A 25,671-nucleotide genomic window follows, 5' to 3' on the forward strand; every position below is an offset into this window, starting at 1 on the left:
GCTGCGCCGCAGGCGGTCCGACGGTCCGGCCGTCACGCGGCAGCGCTACATTTCGCCGCGCCGCCCTGTAAATGTCGCCACGGGGCTCAATTCTTGTCCGAACCTGTCGTTAACCCGGAATGGCCGCTCTCGATGGGGCCGCACGCCGGCGTATGGATGTGCTGAACGATGGAATGGCCAACGCGCCGCGCAAAAGTGTCGCGCTCGTCGCGACGGCGACCGGTCGGCCGGTCGCCTTCAAGGCCGTTGAGCAGGCAACCGTTCGGCGCAAATGCAATCACATCTTGCCTGCCGTTGCAGGCGAGCCCGCAGGGTGCCCGATCGAAGTGCGCCGGCGAGGACTTTTCGTGTTGATTAGAGAATGTACCCGAACAGCTACGATGTTCCGATTGGACGCCTCGTCGCGCGTCAGATCCTGTCCTGCGACCCTGCCACGCCGGTGCGCGAGGTTGCGCGGCGCATGTTCGCCGAGCGCCGCAGCTCGATCGTCGTGATGGAGGGCCAGCAGGTCGTCGGCATCTGGACCGAGCACGACGCGCTGTCGGCCGGCGACGATCCCGACGCGCTCGACCGCCCGGTCGGCGACGTGATGAGCCGTCCGGTGCTGACGCTCGACGCGTCGACGCCGCTGGGCGAAGCCGCGATGCGATTCAAGGAGTCGGGCGTACGGCACTTCATCGTGGTCCGCGACGGCGCGGCGATCGGCGTGCTGACGCAGACCGACGTCGTCGTGAACCAGGGCCCGGAATTCTTCCTGCATCTGAAGCCGATCGAATCGATCCGCGTCCATCTGCCCGTGGTGGTGTCCGAGCACGATGCGCTGCCCGACGTCGTCGCGCGGATGCGCGCGCAGCGGCTCGATGCGATTCTGGTCCGTTACGACGACGGCGAGCACGGCATCCTCACCGAACGCGACGTCGTGCGGCTGCTGGCTCAGAGCGGCGTGCGAGGCGCGGTGGGCGCATGCGCGAGCAAGCCGTTGCAGATGCTGCTCGCCACGCAGAGCCTGTATGCGGCGCAGCGCTTCATGACCGAGCACAACATGCGGCACGTCGGCATCTGCGACGAGGAAGGGCGGCTCACCGGCCTGCTTGGCTTCGCCGACGTGCTGCTGAGCATCGAGCACGAATACGCGAACGAGCTGCGCAGCGCGCTGCGCGAGCGCGACGAGGCGCTGGGCCTCGCGCGCTTCAACCTGCGCATGGCGGACCGCGTGTTCGAATCGGCACTGGAAGGGATCATGGTGACCGATCGCCACGCGCGGATCGAGCGCGTGAATCAGGCGTTCACGCGTCTGACCGGCTACACCGAGGACGAAGTGGTCGGCCGCAACCCGGCGATGCTGAGCTCGGGCCGTCAGACGCCTGATTTCTACAAGCAGCTGTGGCATTCGCTGACGACCGACGGCCACTGGCAGGGCGAAATCTGGAATCGCCGCAAGAGCGGCGAGCTGTTCCTCGAATACCTGACGATCACCAGCATTCGCGACAACGCCGGCGAGATCTCGCACTACGCGGCGATTTTTTCCGACATCACGCAGCGTCGCCAGGCCGAGGAGCGGCTGGGCTATCTCGCCACCCACGACGTGCTGACCAATCTCGCGAATCGCGCGCTGTTCGAGGAGCGGCTCGCGCGCTCGATCGTCCAGGCGAAGCGGCTCGGCCGCAAGGTCGCGGTGATGTACGTCGATCTCGACCGCTTCAAGCTCGTCAACGATACGCTCGGCCACAACGCCGGCGACGAGGTGCTGAAGGTGGTCGCCGGGCGCATCGCCGGGCAGGTGCTTTCGAACGACACCGTGGCGCGCATGGGCGGCGACGAGTTCGCGATCGTGCTCGAGGAGTTCGACGACGTGCGCGACGTCGGCCGCATCGCGCGCAATCTGCTCGACGAAGTCGGCCAGTCGATCGAAATCGAGGGTCGCGAGATCTTCGTGACGCCGAGCATCGGCATCAGCATCTATCCGGACGACGGCATCGACGCCGAACATCTGCTGCTGCTCGCGGACCAGGCGATGTACGGCGCGAAGAACCGCGGCAGGAACGTGTTCCAGTTCTTCGAGAGCAAGATGACGTCGTCGGCGATCGAGCAGCTCGAAACGCTCGGCGAGCTGCATCGTGCGCTCGAGCAGAACGAATTCAGGCTGTTCTACCAGCCGCAGTACGATCTGGCGAGCGGCCGGATCGTCGGGGTGGAGGCGCTGCTGCGCTGGTTGCATCCGCGCCGCGGCCTCGTCGCGCCGGGCGAGTTCATCGGGCTCGCCGAGCGCTCCGCGTTGATCGTCCCGATCGGGCGCTGGGTGCTGCAGGAGGCGTGCCGCCAGGCGCGCCGCTGGCTCGACGAAGGCTTCGAGTTCGGGCGCGTGTCGGTGAACGTGTCGGCGCGCCAGTGTTTCACTGACCATTTTCTCAGCGACCTGACGACCATCCTCAGCGAAACCGCGTTGCCGACCAAATGCCTGCAGCTGGAGCTGCTCGAGAGCATGGCGATGAACACCCGCGAGGAGATCGGCATCCTGCTGCGCGAACTCGCGATCCGCGGGATCAGCCTCGCGATCGACGATTTCGGCACCGGCTATTCGTCGCTCGTGTATCTGAAGGATCTGCCCGTCGATACGCTGAAGATCGACCGCTCGTTCCTCACGGATTGCGGGACCGGCAGCACGGACGACGCGATCGTGCGCGCGATCGTCGCGATGGGGCGCGCGCTCGGCCTGCACGTCGTGATGGAGGGTGTCGAGACCGAACAGCAGCTGAGCTTCCTGCAGGAGATCGGCTGCCATCAGGTGCAGGGCTTCCTGCTCGCGCGGCCGCAACCGGCCGAGCAACTGGCGCGAAGCGTGTCGCGCCGCGGCGCGGAGCTGCTCGTCGACTAAGGCTTCGCGCGCGGCGGCAGGCGACCTTGTGAGCCGTCCGGGCGCCGTGCGGCGCCCGTGGCTCACGAGCGCCCAAGCGCCGGCTCAATCGAAGTACGTGAGCCCCATCGCGCGCTTCACCTGCGCGAGCGTGGTGCTTGCGACGCCGCGTGCATGCATCGTGCCGCGCTTCAAAATCGCCATCACCTCTGCCTTGTCGGCTTCGAATTCGCGGCGGCGCGCGCGGATCGGTTCGATCAGCGCCTGCAGGCGCTCGTCGAGCACCCGCTTCACGACGCTGTCGCCCAGCCCGCCGCGGCGATAGTGCGCCTTCAGCTCGTCGACCTTCTGCACGTCCGGCTCGAACGCGTCGAGGAACGTGAACACGACGTTGCCCTCGACCTGGCCGGGGTCGCTCACGCGCAGATGGTTCGGATCCGTATACATGTCCTTCACCGCGCGCGTGATCTCGTCGGGCGTCGCGCCGAGCGTGATCGCATTGCCGAGCGACTTGCTCATCTTCGCCTTGCCGTCGATGCCGGGCAGCCGCGTGACGGCCGACAGCACGGCCTCGCATTCGACCAGCACCGGCTGCTCGACCGTTGCGTTGAAGCGGCGCACGAGTTCGTTGGTCTGCTCGATCATCGGCAGCTGATCGTCGCCGACCGGCACGTGGGTCGCCTTGAACGCGGTGATGTCGGCGGCCTGGCTGACCGGGTAGGTGAGGAAGCCGGCCGGGATGTCGCGCTCGAAGCCGCGCAGCCGGATCTCCTCCTTGATGGTCGGATTGCGCTCGAGGCGCGCGACCGTGACGAGGTTGAGCAGGTATTGGGACAGCTCGGCGAGCTCGGGCACCTGCGACTGCACGACGATCGTCGACAGCGCCGGGTCGATGCCCACGGCCAGATAGTCGAGCGCGACCTCGATCACGTTTTCCGTGACGCGCTGGCGGCGCCCCATGTTGTCGGTGAGTGCCTGCGTGTCGGCGAGCAGCAGGAATTGCGTCGCGTCGTGCTGCATCTGCACGCGTGCGCGCAGCGAGCCGATGTAGTGGCCGAGATGCAGCGGGCCGGTGGTGCGGTCGCCGGTGAGGATGATCGGTCGGGCAGGGTGCGTCATGACGAGTGGGTTCCGGGTTATCGCCGCCTTCAACCATGACGCAGCCGCAGAAACGACGATGCCGCCATGGCTGGCGGCATCACGTTCGGGACATGCAAGAGGAAACGGGCCGCCTGGGTCAGGCGCGCCACCAGCGATGCAGGTTCGGCGAGGCAGGTCGGGTTTCCATCGCGCAAGTATAGCGCAGCGCGCCGGCCGCGGCCGTTCGCGCTCCGTCGCCCCAAGCTTTTTGCTCGTCAACAACCACAAAAATGATCGTTTCGCACGCGTCGGCGTGTCAGCAGAATGTCTCCGTTCCCGGTCGCGCGACGACACGCGCAGCGCAGCGGGCCGCACTTCAAGGAGACAGCCGTGGTAGTGGAAACAACTTCGATCGATACGCTGGTGGTCGGCGCCGGACAGGCCGGCGTCGCGATGAGCGAGCATCTGGGCAAGCTGGGCGTGCCGCATCTCGTGCTCGAGCGCGACCGCATCGCCGAGCGCTGGCGCACCGCGCGCTGGGATTCGCTGGTCGCGAACGGCCCCGCATGGCACGACCGCTTCCCCGGCCTGGAATTCGCGGGCCTCGATCCCGATGCGTTCGCAACCAAAGATCAGGTCGCCGATTACTTCGACGCCTATGCGCGCAAGATCGACGCGCCGATTCGCACCGGCGTCGACGTGAAGAACGTCGTGCGTAACGCCGGCAAGCCGGGCTTCGTCGTCGAGACGTCCGACGGCACGATCGAGGCGACGCGCGTGGTGGTCGCGACGGGGCCGTTCCAGCGCCCGGTCATTCCGCCGATCGCACCCGACGATGCACGCATCCACCAGATCCATTCCGCGCACTATCGCAATCCGGCGCAGTTGCCGGACGGCGCCGTGCTGGTGGTCGGCGCGGGCTCGTCGGGCGTGCAGATCGCCGACGAGCTGCAGCGCGCCGGCCGGCAGGTGTATCTGTCGGTCGGCCCGCACGATCGTCCGCCGCGCGCGTATCGCGGCCGCGACTTCTGCTGGTGGCTCGGCGTGCTCGGTGAATGGGACAAGGAAGCGGCGACGCCCGGCCGCGAACACGTGACGATCGCCGTGAGCGGCGCGCGCGGCGGCCACACGGTCGATTTTCGTGCGCTCGCGAATCGGGGCGTGACGCTGGTCGGGCTGACGAAATCGTTCGACGGCGGCGTCGCGGCGTTCGAGCCCGATCTCGCGATCAATCTCGCGCGCGGCGACGACAATTATCTGTCGCTGCTCGACGCGGCCGATGCGTATGCGGCCCGCAACGGGCTCGAGCTGCCCGCCGAGCCGCAGGCGCGTCGCATCCTGCCCGATCCGGCATGCGTGACGAACCCGCTCCTGTCGCTCGACCTCGCCGGCGCGGGCGTGACGTCGATCGTATGGGCGACCGGCTACGCGACGGACTACGGCTGGCTGAACGTCGATGCGTTCGACGCGAACGGCAAGCCGCAGCATCAGCGCGGCGTGTCGAAGGAGCCGGGCATCTATTTCGTCGGGCTGCCGTGGCTGTCGCGACGCGGCTCCAGCTTCATCTGGGGCGTGTGGCACGACGCGAAGCACATCGCCGACCACATCGCCACGCAGCGCAAGTACGTCGACTATCACGACGCAGCGCAACGGCGCGGCCACGCGAGCGCCCGGCAGGACGACGCGCGCCTCGCACCGGCCGCTGCGCGCCCGGTCGTCGACGCGATCGACTGAACCGCGGCGCGCCGCGAGCGCGCCTCCATCCGCACGTCGCCGCGCCGCCGCAGGCGCGGCGCGCGAACCCACCGACATTCGAAGGACCGCGATGAGCCAGCCCACGCACACCCGTATCCGCATGTTCAACACGAAGGATACCTACCCGAACCAGACGCTCGACAACGACCTGTGCCAGGCCGTCAGGGCCGGCAATACCGTCTACGTGCGCGGCCAGGTCGGCACCGATTTCGACGGCAACCTCGTCGGCCTCGGCGATCCGCGCGCGCAGGCCGAGCAGGCGATGCGCAACGTGAAGCAGCTGCTCGAGGAAGCCGGCAGCGACCTCACGCACATCGTCAAGACGACCACCTATCTTATCGACCCGCGTTATCGCGAGCCGGTGTATCGGGAAGTCGGCAAGTGGCTGAAGGGCGTCTATCCGATCTCGACGGGGCTCGTCGTGTCGGCGCTCGGTCAGCCGCAGTGGCTGATGGAGATCGACGTGATCGCCGTGATTCCCGACAACTGGCAGCCGGCGCAGCCGCAGGCTCGGGAGGCGCAATGACGTTCTCCATCGTCGGCCGCTGCGCCGAAACGGGCCAGCTCGGGATCGCGATCAGCTCGTCGAGCATCGCGGTGGGCGCGCGCTGCCCATGGGTGCGGGCGGGTGTCGGCGCAGTGGCGACGCAGAACGTCACGCTGCCCGCGCTCGGCCCGCAGACCCTCGATCTGATCGAGCATCAGCAACTGGCGCCGGCCGCCGCGCTCGATCGCGCGCTGAACGCGAACGGCTGGAGCCAGTATCGACAGGTGACGGCGATCGATGCGCAGGGCCGCACCGCGTGCTTCACCGGCAGCGAGGCGCTCGGCACGCATCACGCGGTGCAAGGCGAGCAATGCGTGGCGGCCGGCAACCTGCTGACCGCGCCGGCCGTGATCGACGCGATGGCGCGTGCGTTCGAACAGGCGCCGGGGCTGTTGGCCGAGCGCCTGCTCGCCGCGCTGCATGCGGCGGTCGCGGCGGGCGGCGAGGCCGGCCCGGTGCATTCGGCGGCGTTGACGGTGGCCGGCGACGTGACCTGGCCGATCGTCGACCTGCGCGTCGACTGGGCCGATGCCGATCCGATCGGGCAGCTCGATGCGCTGTGGCGCGCGTATTGCCCGCAGATGCAGGATTACCAGACGCGCGCGCTGAACCCGACCGCCGCACCGAGCTACGGAGTGCCCGGCGATGAGTGACACGTCGAGCCGTATGCTGCTGGCGCGGCTGGTCGGCTTCGCGACGGTCAGCCGCGATTCGAATCTCGCGATGATCGACTTCATCCGCGACTATCTCGACGGCTACGGCGTGACGAGCGAGCTGTTCTACAACGCGGAAGGCACCAAGGCGAGCCTGTACGCGACGATCGGGCCGCGCGATCGCAGCGGCATCGCGCTTTCCGGGCATACGGACGTGGTGCCGGTGGACGGGCAGGCCTGGACGGTCGAGCCGTTCCGGCTGACCGAGCGCGACGGCCGCCTGTACGGGCGCGGCACGGCCGACATGAAAGGCTTCATCGCGTCGATGCTCGCGGCCGTGCCGGCGTTGGTCGCTCGGCCGCTGCATACACCGGTGCATCTGCTGCTGTCGTACGACGAGGAGATCGGTTGCGTCGGCGTTCGGCCGATGCTCGAAGCGCTCGCCGGGCGCGAGCATCGCCCGCGCGTGTGCGTGATCGGCGAGCCGACCGGGCTGCAGCCGGTGCTTGGCCACAAGGGCAAGCTCGCGATGCGGTGTCACGTGAAGGGCGCGGCGTGCCACTCCGCGTATGCGCCGCTCGGCGTCAACGCGATCGACTACGCGGCGAAGCTGATCGCCCGGCTCGGCGAAATCGGTGCGGCGCTCGCGCGGCCCGAGCATCGCGACGAGCGCTTCGATCCGCCGTTCTCGACCGTGCAGACCGGCTTGATCAGCGGCGGCCGCGCGCTGAACATCGTGCCGGCCGAATGCGAATTTGATTTCGAGGTGCGGGCGCTGCCGAGCTTCGACGCGCACGACGTGCCGAGCCAGTTGCAGCAGTACGCGCAAGGCGAGCTGTTGCCCAGGATGCGCGCGGTGCAGCCCGACACCGATATCCGTCTGCAAGCGCTCGGCGCCTATCCGGGGCTTGCCACGGCGCCGGACAGCGACGCGGCGCGGCTGATCGCGATGCTCAGCGGTTCCGACGCATTCGGCACGGTCGCGTTCGGCACCGAGGGCGGATTGTTCGGCGCGGCCGGCATGCCAACCGTCGTGTGCGGGCCGGGCAGCATGGACCAGGGGCACAAGCCCGACGAGTTCGTCACGCTCGAACAGCTGCACGGATGCGACGCGATGTTGGGGCGTCTCGTCTCGCACGTCGCTGCGTCCGCGTGATCGTCGCGGCGGCCGCACGTTTCTACCGGCCCGTCTGCTCGACGATCTGCGCAAGCCGCTGGCGGCAGAAGTCGACGAACGACTGCGCCTGCTTGGTGAGCTGCCCGCGCTTGAGCCGCGCGCTCACGAGCCCCGACGGGCTCACCGTTTCGCTGAGATCGACCGTCACCACGCGCCGGCCGTCGTAGGTGTATTCGGAATGCGGGCGCGTGACGAGCAATGAGAAACCGAAGCCCTGTCCGACCATCCCGCGCACCATCTCGATCGACGGCGATGCGAACACGATGTTCGGCGTGAGCCCGAGCTCGCGGAACAGGCTGACGAAATAGGTGCGGCTCGGCAGCACGTCGAGCAGGATCATCGGCTCGACGCTCAGCTCGCGCAGCGACACGTGCGTCTGTTCCGCGAACCGGTGGTTCTCCGGCAGCAGCACGTACGGCTGCTGCGCGGGCATCAGCGGCTCGGTCTCGATCGTCCCGTCGAGGTCGTGGTCGTACAGGAACGCGAGGTCGAACGTGCCGGCGGTGAGCCCCTGTACGAGCTCGTGCTGCTCGCCGTCGCGCAGCCGGATGTTCACGCCCGGATAGCGCTCGCGAAAGCCGGCGATCAGCTGCGGCAGATAGAGCGGCGCGACCGTCTCGAAGCAGCCGATATCGATCTGGCCGGTCACGACGTCGTTGTCGGCCAGCGCGTTCTGTTCGAACTCGTGCGCGATGCGCAGCAGCTCCTGCGCCTTGCGGTAGAAACGCGTGCCGCCCGGCGTCAGCGACACGCCCTGCGCGTGATGGCGGATGAACAGCTTCACGCCGAAACTTTCCTCGAGCCCCTTGATCGCGCTGGAGATCGACGGCTGCGCGATGAACAGCTGGCGCGACGCCTCGGCGACGCTGCCGGACTCCACCGTCGTCACGAAATATTTCAGTTGCCGCAAAGTGTAGTGAGCCACGAGCACCTCTGATACGCGCCGCGGCGGCGCGTGCCGCCGCGCAGCGCATGCTGTCCGCTGGATGCGTAGCACCTTACCCGAACCCGCGCGGCGCCGAAATTTCCCCTGCAGAGCTTTTTCGTATGTCTCGGAAATATTTTTAGTATTTTCGGGTCGCGACGCGCGTGGCGCACCATCGTCTCCAATCCGGATCGCGACAAATGCGCGCACGTGCTGCGCCTCGCCGCGCATCCGGACCTGATTGCCGGCACGCACGCTCGCGCGCCGGCCGACACGGCAGGCGCGCGTTACTGCGCACGACAGGAGACTTGACCATGACGACCGCGGATCGCAACGCGTCATCGATGATAGAGAAGCACACGATCGGCTACGTGCCGCCCGCGGAACGCCACGGCAACGTGCGCGACCTGTTCACGCTCTGGTTCGGCGGCAACATCGCGCCGCTGCCGATCGTGACCGGCGCGCTCGGCGTGCAGCTGTTTCATTTGAACCTGATGTGGGCGATCGTCGCGATCGTCGTCGGGCAGGCGGTGGGCGGCGTGCTGATGGCGCTGCATTCGGCGCAAGGCCCGCAGATGGGCATTCCGCAGATGATCCAGAGCCGCGCGCAGTTCGGCTCGTGGGGCGCGCTGCTGGTCACGGTGATCGCGGCGGTGATGTACGTCGGCTTCTTCGCATCGAACATCGTGCTGGCCGGCAAGTCGGTGCACGGCATCGCATCGTCGGTGCCGGTGCCCGTCGGGATCGTGATCGGCGCGGTGGGCTCGGGGCTGATCGGGATCGTCGGCTACCGGTTCATCCACATCCTCAACCGGATCGGCACGTGGGTGCTCGGCATCGGCATCCTGGTCGGCTTCTGGATGATCCTGTCGCACGTGAGCACCGCCGATTTCTTCACGCGCGGCGGCTTCGACTTCGCGGGCTGGCTCGCGACGGTCTCGCTGTCGGCGCTGTGGCAGATCGCGTTCGCGCCGTACGTGTCGGACTATTCGCGGTATCTGCCGGAAGACGTCGGCGTCGCGTCGACGTTCTGGGCCACCTATCTCGGCTGCACGATCGGCTCGACGCTTGCGTTCATCTTCGGCGCGGTCGCGGCGCTCGCGGTGCCGGCCGGCGTCGACACGATGGACGCCGTCAAGCAGGCGACCGGCCCGCTCGGCCCGCTGATGCTGGTGCTGTTCCTGTTGAGCGTGATCAGCCACAACGCGCTGAACCTGTACGGCGCGGTGCTCGCGGTCATCACGTCGGTGCAGACCTTCGCGTACCGCTGGATTCCGACCGCGAAGGCGCGCGCCGTGCTGTCGGTCGTGATCTTCGTCGGCTGCTGCTACGCGGCGATCGGCGCGTCGACGAACTTCGTCGGCAATCTCGTCGATCTGGTGCTCGCGCTGCTCGTGGTGCTGGTGCCGTGGACGGCGATCAACCTGATCGACTTCTACGTGATTCACAAGGGCAAGTACGACATCGACGCGATCTTCACCGCGGACGGCGGCGTGTACGGCCGCTTCAATCCGCAGGCGCTGCTCGCGTATGCGATCGGGATCGTCGTGCAGATTCCGTTCATGAATACGCCGATGTACGCGGGTCCGATTCCCGCGCATCTGGGCGGCGCGGATCTGTCGTGGCTGGTTGGCCTCTTGCTGACCTCGCCGCTGTACTACTGGCTCGCGACGCGCGACAGCGCGTACCGGCGCCGGCAGACGGGCGCGCAGTTGCCGTCGTCGTCGGCGCGGTGACGCGGTGAGTGCAGAGAGGGTCGGGCGAAGCGGCGGTCGCCGTGGTGGCGGGCGATGAGGCATGGCCGGTGCGAACCGGCCATGCCGTGCGCTTCGTCGCGGGTGGTTGCCGTGCGATCGGATCGCATGGCTGCCCGCCGTCGCCGCCGGGCCACCCCGGCGAGGCGCCCGATGCGTGCGACGCCGAGTAAGGCCGTCGCGCGCAGAGCCGACGTCAGACGGCGGCGCTGCCCTGCGGCGTGACGGCCACCGACGCCTCGCCCGTCAGCATCAGGAACGTGAGCGTCTCGCGCAGATACAGGCGCACGACCTTGTCGGTGTGGCTCGTATAGCCGATCGATACGTCTTCGCCGAGATGCAGTTCATAGTCGCCGCCGCGCGTGGAGAGCACGCAGCCGCCGCTGATCGCGGGCGCCCAGATGATCTCGCCGCTGACGATGCGCTTGATGTGGCCGAGGACCGGATAGCCCTGGTCGCGCGCTTCGCTCAGCGCCGTGTAGGCATCGGAGCCGAGCACGACCGAGTACGGGCCGTCGACGCCGGCGAGCCGCAGCGCCTCGAGCGCGTCGCTGATCGCGTCCGGATATGCGCTGACGTCGGCCGGCAGCGCGAGCTTGCGGTTCGACGTGCCTTCGCGGATGCCGACGATGCCGGCCGCGGCATAGCCGTCGAAGATCGCGCCGTCTTCCGCGAAGGCGAGCCGTTGCGCGGCATCCTTGGCCGGCTGCCAGTCGGCGTCGCGCGCGCCGCGCTCGACGCTGTCGATCGCATCGCGGCTCAGCTCGAACGGCACCGTCAGTTCGACGATCGTGCGGACTTCGCGTAGCCGTGCGCTCACCAGCTCGCGCGGGGCGGCGACGTCGCACAGGTGCCCGGTGCCGACGGCCGACAGCGCGGGGCCGGCCGGCCCCTCGACGTCGACCACGCGGCGCCCGGCCACCGAGCGCTTGAACGTGCGTGCGACTTCTTCCTCGATCTGCTGCCATGCGGACGCCGAAACCGGCGCGAGTTCGCGGTGCAGGTTATTCATGGATAGGAGCTCCTTTCAGCGATCCGATATTCAGCGAGCCGTCACGACGCGGCTCGGGCGATGAGGGGACGGGCGGCGCGACGGCACCGGCATCGGCCGGCGCGGCGCGATCGGCCAGCGTTTCCAGCAGGTCGGCCGACGGCGCGAAGAACAGCGAGCCGGTGACCGCGCGGCTGTAGTCGAGCAGCCGGTCGTAGTTGCCGGGCGGGCGGCCGACGAACATGTTTTCCAGCATCTGCTCGATCGGCGCCGGCGAGCGCGCGTAGCCGATGAAATAGGTGCCGAATTCGCCGTAACCCGGCCGCCCGAACGGCATGTTGTCGCGCAGGATCTTCACTTCCTGGCCGTTGTCGTCGAGCGTGGTCAGCGAGCTGTGCGAGCACGACGGCTTCACATTCTCCGGCAACTCGATGTCGGACAGCTTGGTGCGGCCGATGATGCGCTCCTGCGTCTCGACCGGCAGCGCATTCCAGCCGGCCATGTCGTGCAGGTACTTCTGCACGATCACGTAGCTGCCGCCGGCGAAGTCGGCGTCTTCGTCGCCAATCACCGTGAAGTCGACCGCTTCGCGGCCTTCCGGGTTCTCGGTGCCGTCGACGAAGCCGATCATCGCGCGCTGGTCGAAGTTCCGAAAGCCGTGCACCTCGTCGACGACGGTGACGGCGTCGCCCAGCGCGCCGAGCAATTGCGTCGCGAGTTCGAAGCACAGGTCCATCGTGTCGGCGCGGATGTGCAGCAGGATGTCGCCCGGCGTTGCGATCGCGACGCGCTCGCCGCCGCCGAATTCGCGGAACGGATGCAGCGACGCGGGCCGCGGCTCGCCGAACAGCGTGTCCCACGCGGCGGCGCCGAAGCCGCACACGCACGACAGCTTGCCCTCCGGCACGCGCTTGCCGACCGAGCGCACGAGCGCGGCGACGTCGCTGCACCACGCACGGATGGTGTCGGCATGGCCGGCGCCGGGGTTCACGGTTGCCACGACGAAGATCGCGCTGCGCGTGATCGGACTGTGGACGGCCTGCGGGAGCGGGGAGCCGGTCTGCATCGCGGGCTGGCGGTCAATCATGTCGGGACGCGCGGGCCGCGCAGATCGCGGCACACGCAGACGAACGGTTGGACTGAGTCATGCGACGGTTCTCTTTGGGCTGTGTGACATGCGAATGAAGGACGTCGTGCGCGCATGGGCGGCGGGTGCTGTGCATTCGCCCGGCTTCGTTGCGCGCGCTGCGTAACAGCGTCGAGCCTGCAATCTAGCAGTTTCGACGGATCTTTGGAACATGAGGGGGGGAATGCGGAGGCCGCCGGGAGCCGTTGCCGCGATCGGCGGTGCGCTTCGGCCGGGCAGCTTCGGCGGGCGGGGCGTCCGATGGTTTCAGTCCCTTGCTGGTATGCCGAACCCGTGCGGCATTTAACGTCGGGCCGACCAATACGGCATGAAGCACGCCGGTCGGTGGCGTTGCATACCGGCCGAGCCGCGCGTCGTTAGGGCCGTATAGAGAATGACACGAGTGATTTATGTACAACGGCAATTGGACGCATCGCATCCAATGAACTCGCATGGACGAACGACATGAACGGAGAGCGCTGATGCCGATGAAGGCGATGCACGACAACAGCAAGGGAATCGGCGACTTGCGGGCGTTGAGCTACTCGCGCCCGGACACGGGTATCGCGGCGCGGCCTGAGGGCGGGCGTAGCCGGCGTCGCAAGATCGTCGCGTTGATCACGGCGGTGCTGCCGATCGCCGTGGCACAATACGTCATGCTGAATATCATAGACGCGACGCGGCCGGCTCACGTCGCGCCGCGAAAATGAATGCACGCGCAACTATCAAGATACCGGCTCGATAACGGAGAATCCCACGATGAAGCGTCTGCTGATGCTCTGGAAAACTGCGCGACACGATCTGCGCGTGTTGTACGGTGCGCTCGCTCACCCGGATCGTCCGGTGTGGCTGATTCCGGCGCTTGCGGTTGTCGCGCTGTACGCATTCGAGCCGTTCAACTTCGCGATGCCCGTGCTGGGTTTCGTCGACGACGGCGTGCTGGTGCCGTTGGCGCTCCACATGCTCGTCCTCGGGCTGCCTGTGTCGATGCGTCGCACGTTGGCACGGCCCCATCCTGAAGATGCTTGACAGTTGCGCGCGACACCGCGCAGTACACTGATTTTCAAGTCGATCCCGTAAGCAAGGCGACGATCGACCCGGAAGCCCTTGAATGTCACGCGTGGATTTCAAGGGCTTCGCTACGTGTGGCCTGCGTCGCAGCGAAGTGCCGACGTGCTGCCACCGTTCCAACGGAAATCGCAAGAACTAGCAAGGGGCGTGACACGAAGAACGACATCGGGTGTGGGTTCTTTCTGCCTGCATCGACGCGTAAGGAACTGCAGGAGGCGAAGCGTCAGGGCGGCATGCTCCTCGACGATGTCATCAAGCGCTTGCGTGTCGAGTATCCCGAGGCGTTCCATACGGAAAAGACGTTGCCCGAACGTCGCTTCGCGCTCAAGCCCGTCACCGACGAAACGCCTCATAGCGTGGAACGCCGGTATCCGCGTCACGACCACGACACGGCCTGAACCGCCGCGCCCGTCGGATGGCAGGCGGCGCCCGTTATCACCACGGTGCCGCCGATGGACCGCTGAATCGGTGCTTCGCGATCGACGTTTCACCTGCATCACTCCACTGCGTTGCCCCCCCGCGCGCAACAGGCGCGTGCTTTGCTCGAACAGTGCGACGGTCCCCGGACCGTTCCCACTTTCGACAAGGAGGGCCTGACATGAAAGCAGTGGTATTTCTCGGCATCGGCGATATCCGCATCGATACGGTGCCCGACCCGCAACTCGCGCAGCCGACCGACGCGGTCGTGCGGCTGACGGCCAGCGCGATCTGCGGCACCGACCTGCACATGGTGCGCGGCACGCTCGGCGGCATGAAGCCGGGCACGATTCTGGGCCATGAGGGCGTCGCCATCGTCGAGGCGGTCGGACGCGACGTGCGCAATCTGAAACGCGGCGACCGCGTGCTGATCCCGTCGACCATCGCGTGCGGCAGCTGCGCGTATTGCCGCGCCGGCTACACCGCGCAATGCGACGTCGCGAATCCGGGCGGCCCGCGCGCGGGCACCGCGTTCTTTGGCGGTCCGGCCGACACCGGCGCATTCGACGGACTGCAGGCGGAATACGCGCGCACGCCGCTTGCGAATGCGAGCCTGATCCGCTTGCCCGATTCGATCGACGACGACCGCGCGATCCTGATGTCCGACATCTTCCCGACCGGCTACTTCGGCGCCCAGCTCGCGGAGATCAAGCCGGGCGATACGGTGGCGGTGTTCGGTGCGGGGCCGGTCGGCCAGTTCGCGATCGCGAGCGCGAAGCTGATGGGCGCGGGCCGCGTGTTCGCGATCGACCGCATCGCGTCGCGGCTCGACATGGCGTGCGCACAGGGCGCGGAGACGATCGACTTCGCCGAGGAGGATCCGGTCGACGCGGTGCTGCGGCTTACCGGCGGGATCGGCGTGGACCGCGCGATCGATGCGGTCGGCGTCGACGCGATGCGCGCCACGCATGGGCCCGCGGCGGCCGATGCGGACGCGGCGCGCACCTTCGACACGGAAGTCGACGCGGTGGCACCGCGCCGCAAGCCGGACGGCCGCAACTGGGTGCCGGGCGACGGGCCGTCGCAGGTGCTGCAATGGGCCGTGCGCGCGGTCGCGAAAGCCGGCACGGTGTCGGTGATCGGCGTGTATCCGGCGCAGGCCCGCGTGTTTCCGATCGGCGAGGCGATGAACCGCAACCTGACGATCAAGATGGGCAACTGCAATCACCGGACCATCACGCCGCATCTGATCGAGCTGGTGCGCAGCGGCGCGTTCGACCCGGCCGCAGTGCTCACGTGCCGCGAGCCGCTGACCAACGCGATCGACGCGTATCGCGCGTTCGACGTGCGCGAGCCCGGCTGGATGAAAGTGAAGCTGACGCCCTGACCGATGCAACCATCACGAGGAGTACTGCGATGAACGAAACGAACGCTTCCTATGACAACTGCATCGCCGCGTGCGACGCATGCGCGCGCGCATGCGACACGTGTGCGGCCGGATGCCTCGCCGAATCCGACACGAACCCGTTGGCCCGCTGCATCGCGCTCGACATCGAATGCGCGCAGTTGTGCCGCGTCGCGTCGGGCGCGATGGCACGGCGCAGCACGCTCGCGCCGCAAGTGTGCGCGTTGTGCGCGCAGGCGTGCGATGCGTGCGCGGCCGAATGCGGCCGCCATGCGCACGAGCACTGCCGGCGCTGCGCGCAGGCCTGCGAAGCCTGCGCGGCGATGTGCCGGGCGATGGCGGCGTGAGGGTTCAGCGGTTCGCGTGAGCGTTGCGGGCGACGCGCTCCAGCAGCGCGTCGAGCACCGCCATCTCGACGGGCTTCACGAGGTGATCGTCGAAGCCCTCGCTCGCGGTGCGCGCACGATCGGTCGGCCGCGCATGGCCGGACAGCGCGACGCAGGTCGTGCCGGCCAGCGTATCCATCGCGCGCAGTTCGCGCAGCAGCGTGAAGCCGTCGACGTCGGGCATCGACAGGTCGACGAGCATCAGCTGCGGCGCGAACTCGCGCGCGAGCGCGAGCGCGTCGTCGGCGTTGTACGCGACGCGCGGCGCGTGGCCTTTCACTTCGAGCAGCACGGCGAGCGTATCGGCGGAGTCGCGGTTGTCGTCGACGACGACGATGCGCAGCAGCTCGGCAGCGGGCGGCGCGATGCTGCGCGCGCCTGACGCTTCGAGCGCGGTTGCTTGGTCGGCGGGCTCGGCCGGCAGCCGCACGACGAACGTCGCGCCCTGGCCGGGGCCGGCGCTTTCCGCGGAAATGGCGCCGCCGTGCAGTTCGACGAACGACCGGCAGATCGCGAGGCCGAGGCCGAAGCCGTCCGATGCGAGCGTGCCGGTGGCGTTGCCTTGGTCGAACAGGTCGAAGATCGACTCGAGCGCGCCGGGCGCGATGCCGATGCCGCGGTCGCTGACGCGAATCACGGCTGCGCCGTCCTCCATGCGCGCGCCGATGTCGATCTGGCTGCCGTATGGCGAGAACTTCGACGCGTTGTCGAGCAGGTTGTGCAGCACCTGCACGAGCCGCGCCGCATCGCCGCGCACGACGAGCGGCGCGTCGGGTACGTCGACGCGCAGGTGCTGCTCGCGCGCCGCCAGTTTCGGCTGGACGCTCTCCACGCCACGGCACACGAGATCGCGGATCGTCACCGGCGCCGTGTCGAGCTCGAGCTTGCCGGCGGTGATGCGGCCGACGTCGAGCAGATCGTCGACGAGCCGCGTCAGCTGCCCGACCTGGCGATGCACGGCGTCGCGGCACTGCGCGAGCGCGGGCGCCGGCTCGGGCAGGCTCTGCAGCACGCCGACCGAATGGCGCAGCGGCGCGAGATGGTTGCGCAGCTCGTGCGCGAGCATCGCGATGAACACGCTGAGCCGATGCGTCGACGCTTCGAGTTCCGCGAGCCGCTTGCGCTCGGTCATGTCGCGCGTGATCTTGATGAAGCCGACCAGCTGGCCGCCCGGCCCGCGCACCGCGGTGATGGTCACGCTGGCCCAGAACCGCGAACCGTCCTTGCGCACGCGCCAGCCTTCGTCCTCGAAGCCGCCGTGCGCGACCGCTTCCTGCAGCCCGAACGCGGGCCGGCCGGCCGCGATCGCTTCGGGCGGATAGAAGCGCGAAAAATGATGGCCGAGGATCTCGGCCGGCAGATAGCCCTTGATGCGCTCGGCGCCCCGATTCCACGTGGCGACGTTGCCTTGCGGGTCGAGCATGAATACGGCGTAGTCGGTGATCGCGCCGACGACCGTCTCGAACCGGAATTCGGCGAAGCGGTGCAGGAGATCGCGTGCATCGGCGGGGCCGAGTGGCGGATGCGGGTCGGAAATGGCGTCGTCTTGTGTCATCGGAACGGCTAATGAAAGGGCTCGCGCGAGCGGCGGCCGGCCGACGCCGGGTGCGCCGCTGCGGCAATTGTTGGAATCGAATGGACCCGGTCGAAACCATAAGGGTACTCAATTCCCCTGATGAATGGGTGCGCATCACGCGTGCCCCCTGCGAGCGGCCGGCCCGGCATGCCGATTGCGCAGCGCTGCCACCTGCCCGCTGCGGCCCGTACGGCGGCCTTCGGCGGCGCTTCACCGTTACGAGAGGGCATCGACATGAACAGCACACTGGACCCCGACAATGAGCCGATCGGCCCCGACGAGGACAACGAGCGACGCGGCCGCGATGGACGGGCGCTCGGGCCGAGCGACTCGTCGGACAGCGGCAGCGATACGGTCGGCGCGCGGCGTCACGCATTCGACGTCGATTCGCCGCTCGACCAGCACGCGCTCGAACGCGGCGACGCGGCGCTCGACAGCGACACGGACCGTGCGGGTACCGGCGAGCGCGCGTCCGCGGACGGCGACGCGGGGCTCGACGAAGATGCGGACATCGAACCGGATCACACCGAGCGGCTGAGCGAACCGGGCAATACCGACGATCCGGATGCCGGGTCGGTCTAGCGGGCGGCTTGCGATCGGTGCATGCGAAAAAACTGCAATCGCGTTGCAGATAGTGCGGCCTGGGTAGGGGCTTTCGATGACGGGCGGCCGGTGGGGTAGGTGGCGGTGGTCGGGTACGGCTTGGTGCAGGGACGCGTGGGCCGGCGGTATCTGAATGGCGTGCCTCCGGCGTTTTTGTAGGGACCGCTGGCGCGAGCGCCGGGGGCGCGGGCATCCGAGCACGCTGGGAACCGGAAGAACCGCAAGAACCGCAAGAACGCCGAGAACGCCGAGAACGCCGAGAACGCCGAGAACGCCGAGAACGCCGAACACGCCGACAACCGCCAGAACCACGTCGATCCCGTCACCGCAAGGGCCCTCGCTGGCCGCAGCCGCAACCAATGCGGCACGCAGCTTGCAACCCTTGCATCGACGCGCGCCGCGATGCGGCATCGGGCCGTGCGTGCAACGGGCGCGAACCAGGAGAGACACCATGCAACGACGATATCCCGGAGGGCAGGGCGGCCGTAGTCGCTCGTCCGACTGGCAGGAGCGCGACGAACGCGCGTACCGGGGCGTGGGGCGCGGTATCACCGACGAGCCGTCGCCGTGGCCGGAAGAAGCGTACGAATCGGCATACCACCGGTTCAGGAGCGAGGACGTCGGCCCGGAGGACTGGGGCAGCGAATGGAGCGAGCGCGCCGCGCGTTCGCCGGCCGAAGAACGCAGCGCCGGCTGGCGCGATGCGCCTGCCGGCGCGCGCGAGCCGGGCCGCGGCTACGGCGAACGTCGTCGCGACCCGCAACGCGCGGGCGGCGAGCGCGGCGGAGAACCGCAATGGCGTACCGGGGGCTACCGCGGCGAACGTGGCTACGACCCGCCCGACGCACGCGACCGACCCGGCGACCGGCACGGCGAAGCGCCGGACCTGTCGCGTTTCGGCGGCGGCGCGATGCGCGCACGCACCGGCCCGAAGGGCTACACGCGTTCCGACGAGCGCATTCGCGAGGACGTATGCGAGCGGCTGGCGCGCGCGCTCGAGATCGACGTGAGCGACGTCAGCGTGGAGGTCCGCGACGGCTGCGTCGTGCTTGAGGGCACGGTGCCGACGCGCTGGATGAAGCACGACATCGAGGATCTCTCCGACGACTGCATGGGCGTGCGCGACGTCGAGAACCGCGTGCGCGTGCGTCGCGACGGCGAACACGACACGGTCAAGGTGCTGCGTCCGTCGCAACGCACGGTCACGCCGACCCGGCCGAACCCGAACACCCGCGAGCCCGAGCCGGAGTCCGGGTCCGCCCGCCGCGATGAAAACGGCGCCGACCGCGAGCCGCGCCATTGACGGGCGATGCGCGCGACCGATAGACCAAGGACACCGACATCGTACGCATGACCAACGGGAACAACGGGACCGACGACCTGCTTCGGGGCACGGGCGACGATCGTGACACGCGCGGCGCCGGCGCGCGCGAAGCCGGCCGCGACCGCCGCGGGCGCGGCCTGCGCATGCGCATCGCACTGGAGCTGTGGCGCGCGATCTGGCAGTACCGCGCGCGTGTGCTCGCCGCGGTCGCGCTGCTCGTGCTCGCGAAGGCGGCGGCCATCTCGGTGCCGCTGCTGCTCAAGGAGATCATCGACGGCTTCGGCGGCGCCGCGCGCCAGCCGATGGCCCTGCCGGTGTGGCTGCTGTTCGCGTACGCGGTGGTGCGCTTCGCCGCGAACGCCCTGAACGAAGTGCGCGACATGACGTTCGTGCAGGTCACGCAGCACACCGTCGCGTCGTTCACGACCCGCACCTTCGGCCACCTGCATCGGCTCGGCGCGCGCTTTCATGCGCAGCGCGAAACCGGCGCGGTGGTGCGCGACCTCGAGAAGGGCACGGCCGGGATCGGCTATCTGCTCGGCGTCGCAGTGTTCACCGTCGTGCCGACCGCGATCGAGATCGGCTCGGTGCTGGTGATCGTGATCAGCAAGTACGGCGGCGGCTTCACCGCGATCATCCTCGTCACGTTCGCGGTCTACGCGGCGTACACGATCGCGCTGACGCGGCGGCGGATGCGTTATCAGCGCCGCGTGAACGCGCTGGAGGCCGAATCGAATTCCCGCGTGGTCGACAGCTTGCTGAACGTCGATACGGTGAAGTACTTCGCGCGCGAGGACGTCGAGCGCAGCCGCCTCGAGCGCGTGCTCGACGCGTGGCGCGACGCCGGCGTCGACAACCAGTACGCGCTGTCGACGCTGCATATCGGCCAGAGCGCCTGCATCGGCGCCGGCATCGCGGCGGTGATGCTGCTCGCCGGCCAGCACGTCGCGCGCGGCACGATGACGGTCGGCGATCTCGTGCTGATCAACGCGTACATCATCCAGATCAGCCTGCCGCTGAACGCGCTCGGCTTCGTGTTCCGCGAGGCGAACGACGCATTGACCAACATCGAGCGGCTGTTCGGGCTGCTCGACGCGCGCGGCAAGCCGGGCGAGGACGGCGACGCACCGGGCGCGCAGCCGCTCGTGGTGCGCGGCGGCGCGATCGAGTTCGAGCACGTCGACTTCGGCTACGAGCCGAGCCGGCAGATCCTGTGGGACGTGTCGTTCCGGATTGAGCCCGGCCAGTCGGTCGCGGTGGTCGGCGGCAGCGGCTCGGGAAAGTCGACGCTCGCGCGGCTGCTGTTCCGCCTCTACCAGCCCGACGCCGGGATCATCCGCATCGACGGCCAGGATCTGCGCCTCGTCACCGAGCGCAGCCTGCGCGACGCGCTCGGCATCGTGCCGCAGGACACCATCCTGTTCAACGACACGCTCGCGTACAACATCGGCTACGGCAAGCGCGACGCGACCCGCGCGGAAATCATCGCGGCCGCGCGCAGCGCGCAGCTCGACGCGTTCATCGAGCGGCTGCCCGACGCGTATGACACGCGCGTCGGCGAGCGCGGCGTGCGCTTGTCGGGCGGCGAGCGGCAGCGCGTCGCGATCGCGCGCGCGCTGCTGAAGGCGCCGCCGATCGTCGTGTTCGACGAGGCGACGTCGGCGCTCGACACGCGCTCGGAGCGCGCGATCCAGCAGGAGCTGATGCGCGTCGCGCAGCACCGCACGAGCCTCATCATCGCGCACCGGCTGTCGACGGTCGTCGATGCCGACCGGATTCTCGTGATGGAGCACGGCCGCCTCGTGGAGCAGGGCACGCACGACGAGCTGCTCGCGAGCGGCGGCGTCTATGCGCAGATGTGGGCGTTGCAGGCGAAGCAGCGCGAGCTCGAGCGCACCGAAGCGAAGTTCGCGCGGCTGCCGGTGCGCATCAATCCGCTGGTTGCCCAGGTGCTCGATTCGCTCGCCGACGCGGCCGCGCAGCGCGCGGTGCCGGTGTTTCGCCAGCTGGCGGACGAGGATCTCGTCGTCAAGGCCGATGCGGCCGCGCTGCGGCGTTTCGTCTGGGAAATGTGCCGCGCCGGCATCGACGCGAGCGGCGGCGGCCAGCTCGAGGTGCACACCGCGCGTCACGACCCGGACGCGCGCATCACGATCACGTGCGCGGGCGTCGATGCGCCGGAGCTGTCGCTGGTCGATCTCGACCCGCTGCAGACCGCGATCGAGGAGGCGGGCGGCTACGTCGTGCGCGAACGCGACGACAACGGCCTGACGCTGCACCTGGCGCTGCCGATGAGCGCGGTCGCGCCGGCCTTGGCCGACGCGCAGCCCGCGGGCGCGAAGCCGCTCGACGGGCTGCGCATCGCATGCGTCGACGATCACGACGAGGCGCGCGAGGCGCTCACCGCGCTGCTGCAGACGGCCGGCGCCGACGTGCACGCGTTCGCGTCCGGGCAGGCGCTGCTCGACGATCTGTGGCGCACGCGGCGCGCGGAGTGGCCGGCGCTGCTCGTCTGCGACATCGACCTCGGCGACGACGAAGACGACGGCTACGCGGTGATGAGCCGTGTGCGCCAGCTCGACGCCGAGCGCCCGCGCGACGGACGCGCACCGCTCGAAGCGCTCGCGCTGTCCGGCCACGCGCGCGAGCGCGACCGCACGCGCGCGGTGGAAGCGGGATTCCATGCTTACCTGACCAAGCCCGCGGCAGCGGCCGACCTGATCGCGACGCTGCGCGCGCTCGCAACTTCCACTGGAGAGATACATGCCGAACCTTCTGAACCCGACGATTCCCGAAACGCCGACGCAGCAGCGCGGCGGTAGCGCGTTCGCCGACCGTCAGGCCGCGGTCGCGGCCGTCGAGCTGTTGCTGCCGACCTTGTCGGCGGCGTTGCAGAGCGACTTCGTCGGCGACAGCGGCTGTCTGCACATCGTCATCATGGACCCGGCGATCGGCCCGCATGACGCGGCGTTCGAAGACGCGATCCTGTATGAGTTCTCGCTGCCCGATCCGAAGGACTGGGATGCCGACTACCGCGCATACGCCCGCGCGAAGGCGCGGCTGTCGTGGGAAACCGGCCGCGACGGCCACGTCGTGCAGGCGCTCGAGCCGTACCGGCTGCGCGCGGGCGACACGAACCTGTGGGGCGCGGTCGCGCAGCACGGCATCGTGGTGGGCGTGTCGGGCGCGCAGCCCTGGTTCGACGAAGCCTTCGCCGGCTGCATCGCGCACTGCCTGCGCGCGGTCGCGAAGCATCGCGCGCAGGCCACGCCGGACGCGCTCGCGATCTGAGCGCGCGCTTGCGGGCCGGTTTTTACAGCCGGTTATAAAAAAGCCAGCGGGCGCGCGCGCCAGCGCGATGCGGCGCGGGCGCCCCGGCAGTGGCACGCTTCTCGCTGTACTCCCCCGCATCGACACTTGTTCCGACAAGTGTCACGGCCTCGATCCTCAGGATTTCTTCGAACCGCTTGCAGGAGGTATATGTGAACGCGACTCACGATTCAGCCCGACCGCCGCTCGCCGGCCGCACCGCACTCGTCACCGGCGGTGGCCGTGGCCTCGGCGAGGCCATTTGCGAAGAACTTGCGCAGTACGGCGCGCACGTGATCGTTGCCGATCTCGACGGCGACCGCGCCGCAGCCGTCGCCCAGCGCCTCGCGCGGCACGGCGGACAGGCGATCGGACGGCCGCTCGACGTGCGCGACGAAGCGTCGGTGCTGCAGGTCGTGCACGACGCGCGCGAGGCGCTCGGCGATCTCGACGTGATCGTCAACAACGCGGCGATCGACGTGACCGCGCCGATCGACGACGTTAGCGTCGACGCCTGGCAGCAGGTGATGATGACCAACCTGTTCGGCCCGTATCTGATGTGCCACGCGGCCGTGCCGATCATGAAGGCGCGTGGCAGCGGGCACATCGTCAACATCGCGTCGACCGCCTCGAAGCGCGCGTGGCCGAACGCCTCCGCGTACCACGCGACCAAGTGGGGCTTGCTCGGGCTGTCGCATGCGCTGCATGCGGAGTTGCGGCCCGCGGGCGTCAGCGTCTCGGCGATCGTCGCCGGCGGGATGCGCACGCCGTTCCTGCTCGACCGCTTCCCCGACATCGACGAGGACACGCTGCAGCCGCCCGAGCACGTCGCGGCCGCCGTGCGCTTCGTGCTGACGCAGCCGCCGGGCACCGTCGTGCCCGAGCTGATGGTGCTGCCGATGAAGGAGACGTCATGGCCCTGACGCGCGAGCGCCGGCTGCCCGGCGCCGTATTGCTCGACAAGGACGGCACGCTGCTCGAGAACGTGCCGTACAACGTCGATCCCGCGCGCATGCGGCTCGCGCCCGGCGCCGCGCGCGCGCTGCGCACGCTTGGCGCGACCGGCATGCCGATCGCGGTCGTCTCGAACCAGCCGGGCGTCGCGCTCGGCTACTTCCCCGAATCGAAGCTTGGCGCGGTCCGTCAGCGTCTCGCCGAACTGTTCGAAGAGAACGGCGCGGCGCTGGCGGATTTTTTTTACTGCCCGCATCACCCGGCGGGCAGCGTGCCGCGCTACACCTGCGACTGCATCTGCCGCAAGCCGCGCCCCGGGATGGTCCGGCGCGCGCTCGCGACGCTCGGCGCACTCGCCGAGTCGAGCTGGATGATCGGCGACATCCTCGACGACGTCGAGGCCGGTCGCACCGCGCGCTGCGGCACGATTCTGGTCGACTGCGGCAACGAGACCGAATGGCGGCTCGACGCCGCACGCACGCCGCACCACGTGGTCGACCGGCTCGATCTCGCGGCCGACATCGTCGTGCGCGAGGTCGCGCGGCGTCACGGCACGTGGGTGCGGCGATGAGCACCGCCTGGGATCGTGCGCGCCGGATCCTGTGCGTGCGCCTCGACAGCCTCGGCGACGTGCTGATGACGACGCCCGCGCTGCGCGCGCTGAAGGACGGCGGCCGCGGCCGCCAGCTCACGCTGCTGACGTCGCGCAGCGGCGCGGCGCTCGCCGGCCACCTGCCGATGGTCGACGACGTGTGGACGTACGACGCGCCGTGGGTCAAGCATCCGGAAGCGCGCGGCGATCCGGTGGCCGATCTCGACATGGTCGACCGCCTGCTGGCCGGGCGCTTCGATGCGGCTGTGATCTTCACCGTCTACAGCCAGAGCCCGCTGCCGGCCGCGATGATGTGCTGGCTCGCGGGCATTCCGCTGCGGCTCGCGCATTGCCGCGAGAATCCGTACGAGCTATTGACCGACCGCGTGCCCGAGACCGAGCCGGAATCGCACGTGCGCCACGAGGTCGCGCGCCAGCTCGCGCTGGTGCGCTCGATCGGCGCGACGACCTCGGACTGGCGCATGGCGTTCGAGCCCGGCGACGCCGCGCGCCGCGCGCTGCACGCGCGGCTGCGCGCGGCGCTGCAACGGCTCGGCGGGCCGCGCGACCCGGCGCGCGCGCGCTGGCTGGTCGTGCATCCGGGCGCGAGCGCCGCGTCGCGGCGCTGGCCGGCCGAGCGCTTCGGCGAGGCGGCCGCGCGGCTCGCGCCGCTGTTCGACGGCATCGCGGTGACCGGCAGCGCGAGCGAGCGCGCGCTGGTCGAAGCCGTGTGCGAGCGCGCCGGGCCGCGCGCGGTGCCGCTCGCCGGCGCGCTGCCGCTCGGCGAGCTCGGCGCGCTGATCGAAACGGCCGACCTGCTGCTGTCGAACAACAGCGGCCCCGTGCATCTCGCGGCCGCGCTCGGCACGCCGGTCGTCGACCTGTACGCGCTGACCAACCCGCAGCACACGCCGTGGCGCGTGCCGCACCGCGTGCTGAACGTCGATGTGCCGTGCCGCAACTGTTATCGCAGCGTGTGCGATCAACCGGGGCATCCGTGCCTGCTCGGCGTGAGCGTCGATGACGTCGTCGCGGCGACGCACGCGCTGCTGCGCGGCAGCGAGCGTCATGCGCTGCGTGCGGCCGCGCGCGCCGCCGCACACGGCGCCGCGCCGGTCGCGGTGAACGCCTCGAACGTGATCCCCTTCGCGCACGCCATCACCAGGAGCTGA

23 protein-coding genes are annotated in these 25,671 nt (G+C 69.1%); 18 read left to right on the top strand and 5 right to left on the bottom strand.

Features of this window, described 5'->3' with window-relative positions; translation table 11 throughout:
- Positions 1-361 precede the first annotated feature (361 nt).
- Complete coding sequence (locus AK36_RS25775) at positions 362-2,875, top strand: EAL domain-containing protein (protein WP_045579550.1); 2,514 nt, start codon at positions 362-364, stop codon at positions 2,873-2,875.
- 84 nt (positions 2,876-2,959) lie between these two features.
- Here AK36_RS25775 and trpS read toward each other — a convergent pair whose 3' ends face one another.
- Entirely contained in the window at positions 2,960-3,973 is a 1,014-nt protein-coding gene (gene trpS / locus AK36_RS25780; protein WP_011879822.1) for a tryptophan--tRNA ligase, read from the bottom strand.
- A 351-nt stretch (positions 3,974-4,324) separates the two neighbouring features.
- Between trpS and AK36_RS25785 the strand changes: the two genes are divergently transcribed.
- The 4 genes from AK36_RS25785 (at position 4,325) to argE (ending at position 8,045) form a co-directional block, all read left to right on the top strand.
- Entirely contained in the window at positions 4,325-5,668 is a 1,344-nt protein-coding gene (locus AK36_RS25785) for a flavin-containing monooxygenase (protein WP_045579551.1), read from the top strand.
- Positions 5,669-5,759: 91 nt separating this feature from the next.
- Positions 5,760-6,215, top strand: a complete 456-nt coding sequence (locus AK36_RS25790) for a RidA family protein (protein WP_011879824.1) — start codon at positions 5,760-5,762, stop codon at positions 6,213-6,215.
- Complete coding sequence (locus AK36_RS25795) at positions 6,212-6,889, top strand: DUF1028 domain-containing protein (protein ID WP_045579552.1); 678 nt, start codon at positions 6,212-6,214, stop codon at positions 6,887-6,889. Before AK36_RS25790 ends, AK36_RS25795 begins: the two co-directional genes overlap by 4 nt.
- On the top strand, positions 6,882-8,045 hold the full coding sequence (gene argE, locus AK36_RS25800; protein ID WP_011879826.1) for an acetylornithine deacetylase: 1,164 nt from the start codon (positions 6,882-6,884) through the stop codon (positions 8,043-8,045). The genes AK36_RS25795 and argE overlap by 8 nt, the downstream gene beginning before the upstream one ends.
- 22 nt (positions 8,046-8,067) lie before the next feature.
- Here the strand turns inward: argE and AK36_RS25805 are convergent, their stop codons facing one another.
- Positions 8,068-8,991 (bottom strand): LysR substrate-binding domain-containing protein, encoded by a 924-nt coding sequence (locus AK36_RS25805; protein WP_043292739.1) that lies wholly within the window; start codon positions 8,989-8,991, stop codon positions 8,068-8,070.
- 314 nt (positions 8,992-9,305) lie between these two features.
- Here AK36_RS25805 and AK36_RS25810 point away from each other — a divergent pair, with 314 nt between their 5' ends.
- Positions 9,306-10,727, top strand: a complete 1,422-nt coding sequence (locus AK36_RS25810; RefSeq protein ID WP_045579553.1) for a purine-cytosine permease family protein — start codon at positions 9,306-9,308, stop codon at positions 10,725-10,727.
- 214 nt (positions 10,728-10,941) lie between these two features.
- On the opposite strand, the gene AK36_RS25815 is transcribed toward AK36_RS25810, so the two are convergent.
- Together AK36_RS25815 and AK36_RS25820 are read right to left on the bottom strand one after the other, a co-directional pair.
- A complete protein-coding gene (locus AK36_RS25815; RefSeq protein WP_011879829.1) occupies positions 10,942-11,757 on the bottom strand; it encodes a family 1 encapsulin nanocompartment shell protein in 816 nt (271 codons plus the stop codon).
- Positions 11,750-12,823, bottom strand: a complete 1,074-nt coding sequence (locus AK36_RS25820; protein ID WP_011879830.1) for a Dyp-type peroxidase — start codon at positions 12,821-12,823, stop codon at positions 11,750-11,752. Before AK36_RS25820 ends, AK36_RS25815 begins: the two co-directional genes overlap by 8 nt.
- A gap of 491 nt (positions 12,824-13,314) precedes the next feature.
- Between AK36_RS25820 and AK36_RS25825 the strand changes: the two genes are divergently transcribed.
- The 5 genes from AK36_RS25825 to AK36_RS25845 all read left to right on the top strand — a co-directional run bounded on the left by AK36_RS25825 (position 13,315) and on the right by AK36_RS25845 (position 16,102).
- Complete coding sequence (locus AK36_RS25825; protein ID WP_043292589.1) at positions 13,315-13,572, top strand: hypothetical protein; 258 nt, start codon at positions 13,315-13,317, stop codon at positions 13,570-13,572.
- A gap of 49 nt (positions 13,573-13,621) precedes the next feature.
- A complete protein-coding gene (locus tag AK36_RS25830) occupies positions 13,622-13,891 on the top strand; it encodes a YkvA family protein (protein ID WP_011879832.1) in 270 nt (89 codons plus the stop codon).
- A complete protein-coding gene (locus AK36_RS34430; protein ID WP_224383405.1) occupies positions 13,888-14,331 on the top strand; it encodes a hypothetical protein in 444 nt (147 codons plus the stop codon). The genes AK36_RS25830 and AK36_RS34430 overlap by 4 nt, the downstream gene beginning before the upstream one ends.
- Positions 14,332-14,531: 200 nt before the next feature.
- A complete protein-coding gene (locus AK36_RS25840) occupies positions 14,532-15,737 on the top strand; it encodes a zinc-dependent alcohol dehydrogenase (protein ID WP_045579555.1) in 1,206 nt (401 codons plus the stop codon).
- Positions 15,738-15,766: 29 nt separating this feature from the next.
- A complete protein-coding gene (locus AK36_RS25845) occupies positions 15,767-16,102 on the top strand; it encodes a four-helix bundle copper-binding protein (RefSeq protein ID WP_011879835.1) in 336 nt (111 codons plus the stop codon).
- 4 nt (positions 16,103-16,106) lie between these two features.
- Here the strand turns inward: AK36_RS25845 and AK36_RS25850 are convergent, their stop codons facing one another.
- On the bottom strand, positions 16,107-17,696 hold the full coding sequence (locus AK36_RS25850) for a hybrid sensor histidine kinase/response regulator (RefSeq protein WP_045579556.1): 1,590 nt from the start codon (positions 17,694-17,696) through the stop codon (positions 16,107-16,109).
- 255 nt (positions 17,697-17,951) lie between these two features.
- On the opposite strand from AK36_RS25850, the gene AK36_RS25855 reads away from it, so the two are divergent.
- The 7 genes from AK36_RS25855 to AK36_RS25885 all read left to right on the top strand — a co-directional run bounded on the left by AK36_RS25855 (position 17,952) and on the right by AK36_RS25885 (position 25,671).
- Complete coding sequence (locus AK36_RS25855) at positions 17,952-18,299, top strand: hypothetical protein (RefSeq protein ID WP_011879837.1); 348 nt, start codon at positions 17,952-17,954, stop codon at positions 18,297-18,299.
- Between the two features lie 472 nt (positions 18,300-18,771).
- Positions 18,772-19,623: a BON domain-containing protein gene (locus AK36_RS25860; protein WP_011879838.1), complete on the top strand. Its 852-nt coding sequence runs from the start codon at positions 18,772-18,774 to the stop codon at positions 19,621-19,623.
- Between the two features lie 164 nt (positions 19,624-19,787).
- Entirely contained in the window at positions 19,788-22,466 is a 2,679-nt protein-coding gene (locus AK36_RS25865) for an ABC transporter transmembrane domain-containing protein (RefSeq protein WP_045579929.1), read from the top strand.
- On the top strand, positions 22,408-22,935 hold the full coding sequence (locus AK36_RS25870) for a hypothetical protein (protein ID WP_043292740.1): 528 nt from the start codon (positions 22,408-22,410) through the stop codon (positions 22,933-22,935). The genes AK36_RS25865 and AK36_RS25870 overlap by 59 nt, the downstream gene beginning before the upstream one ends.
- Positions 22,936-23,126: 191 nt before the next feature.
- On the top strand, positions 23,127-23,876 hold the full coding sequence (locus tag AK36_RS25875) for an SDR family oxidoreductase (RefSeq protein ID WP_011879841.1): 750 nt from the start codon (positions 23,127-23,129) through the stop codon (positions 23,874-23,876).
- Entirely contained in the window at positions 23,867-24,478 is a 612-nt protein-coding gene (locus tag AK36_RS25880; RefSeq protein ID WP_011879842.1) for a D-glycero-alpha-D-manno-heptose-1,7-bisphosphate 7-phosphatase, read from the top strand. The genes AK36_RS25875 and AK36_RS25880 overlap by 10 nt, the downstream gene beginning before the upstream one ends.
- The gene (locus tag AK36_RS25885; RefSeq protein ID WP_011879843.1) at positions 24,475-25,671 is read left to right on the top strand and encodes a glycosyltransferase family 9 protein; all 1,197 of its coding nucleotides are present in this window, start codon (positions 24,475-24,477) and stop codon (positions 25,669-25,671) included. The genes AK36_RS25880 and AK36_RS25885 overlap by 4 nt, the downstream gene beginning before the upstream one ends.

The sequence above is a fragment of the Burkholderia vietnamiensis LMG 10929 genome (assembly GCF_000959445.1).
GTDB lineage: Bacteria > Pseudomonadota > Gammaproteobacteria > Burkholderiales > Burkholderiaceae > Burkholderia > Burkholderia vietnamiensis.

What these genes read in the sequence shown, in the direction of transcription:
- AK36_RS25775 (WP_045579550.1), top strand. Translation starts at nt 362, where the DNA reads ATGTACCCGAACAGCTACGATGTTCCGATTGGACGCCTCGTCGCGCGT.
- AK36_RS25815 (WP_011879829.1), bottom strand. Translation starts at nt 11,757, where the DNA reads ATGAATAACCTGCACCGCGAACTCGCGCCGGTTTCGGCGTCCGCATGG.
- AK36_RS25865 (WP_045579929.1), top strand. Translation starts at nt 19,788, where the DNA reads ATGCGCATCGCACTGGAGCTGTGGCGCGCGATCTGGCAGTACCGCGCG.
- AK36_RS25845 (WP_011879835.1), top strand. Translation starts at nt 15,767, where the DNA reads ATGAACGAAACGAACGCTTCCTATGACAACTGCATCGCCGCGTGCGAC.
- argE (WP_011879826.1), top strand. Translation starts at nt 6,882, where the DNA reads ATGAGTGACACGTCGAGCCGTATGCTGCTGGCGCGGCTGGTCGGCTTC.
- AK36_RS25790 (WP_011879824.1), top strand. Translation starts at nt 5,760, where the DNA reads ATGAGCCAGCCCACGCACACCCGTATCCGCATGTTCAACACGAAGGAT.
- AK36_RS25885 (WP_011879843.1), top strand. Translation starts at nt 24,475, where the DNA reads ATGAGCACCGCCTGGGATCGTGCGCGCCGGATCCTGTGCGTGCGCCTC.
- AK36_RS25825 (WP_043292589.1), top strand. Translation starts at nt 13,315, where the DNA reads ATGGACGAACGACATGAACGGAGAGCGCTGATGCCGATGAAGGCGATG.
- AK36_RS25855 (WP_011879837.1), top strand. Translation starts at nt 17,952, where the DNA reads ATGAACAGCACACTGGACCCCGACAATGAGCCGATCGGCCCCGACGAG.
- trpS (WP_011879822.1), bottom strand. Translation starts at nt 3,973, where the DNA reads ATGACGCACCCTGCCCGACCGATCATCCTCACCGGCGACCGCACCACC.
- AK36_RS25840 (WP_045579555.1), top strand. Translation starts at nt 14,532, where the DNA reads ATGAAAGCAGTGGTATTTCTCGGCATCGGCGATATCCGCATCGATACG.
- AK36_RS25850 (WP_045579556.1), bottom strand. Translation starts at nt 17,696, where the DNA reads ATGACACAAGACGACGCCATTTCCGACCCGCATCCGCCACTCGGCCCC.
- AK36_RS25820 (WP_011879830.1), bottom strand. Translation starts at nt 12,823, where the DNA reads ATGATTGACCGCCAGCCCGCGATGCAGACCGGCTCCCCGCTCCCGCAG.
- AK36_RS25830 (WP_011879832.1), top strand. Translation starts at nt 13,622, where the DNA reads ATGAAGCGTCTGCTGATGCTCTGGAAAACTGCGCGACACGATCTGCGC.
- AK36_RS25870 (WP_043292740.1), top strand. Translation starts at nt 22,408, where the DNA reads ATGCCGAACCTTCTGAACCCGACGATTCCCGAAACGCCGACGCAGCAG.
- AK36_RS25810 (WP_045579553.1), top strand. Translation starts at nt 9,306, where the DNA reads ATGACGACCGCGGATCGCAACGCGTCATCGATGATAGAGAAGCACACG.
- AK36_RS25880 (WP_011879842.1), top strand. Translation starts at nt 23,867, where the DNA reads ATGGCCCTGACGCGCGAGCGCCGGCTGCCCGGCGCCGTATTGCTCGAC.
- AK36_RS25795 (WP_045579552.1), top strand. Translation starts at nt 6,212, where the DNA reads ATGACGTTCTCCATCGTCGGCCGCTGCGCCGAAACGGGCCAGCTCGGG.
- AK36_RS25860 (WP_011879838.1), top strand. Translation starts at nt 18,772, where the DNA reads ATGCAACGACGATATCCCGGAGGGCAGGGCGGCCGTAGTCGCTCGTCC.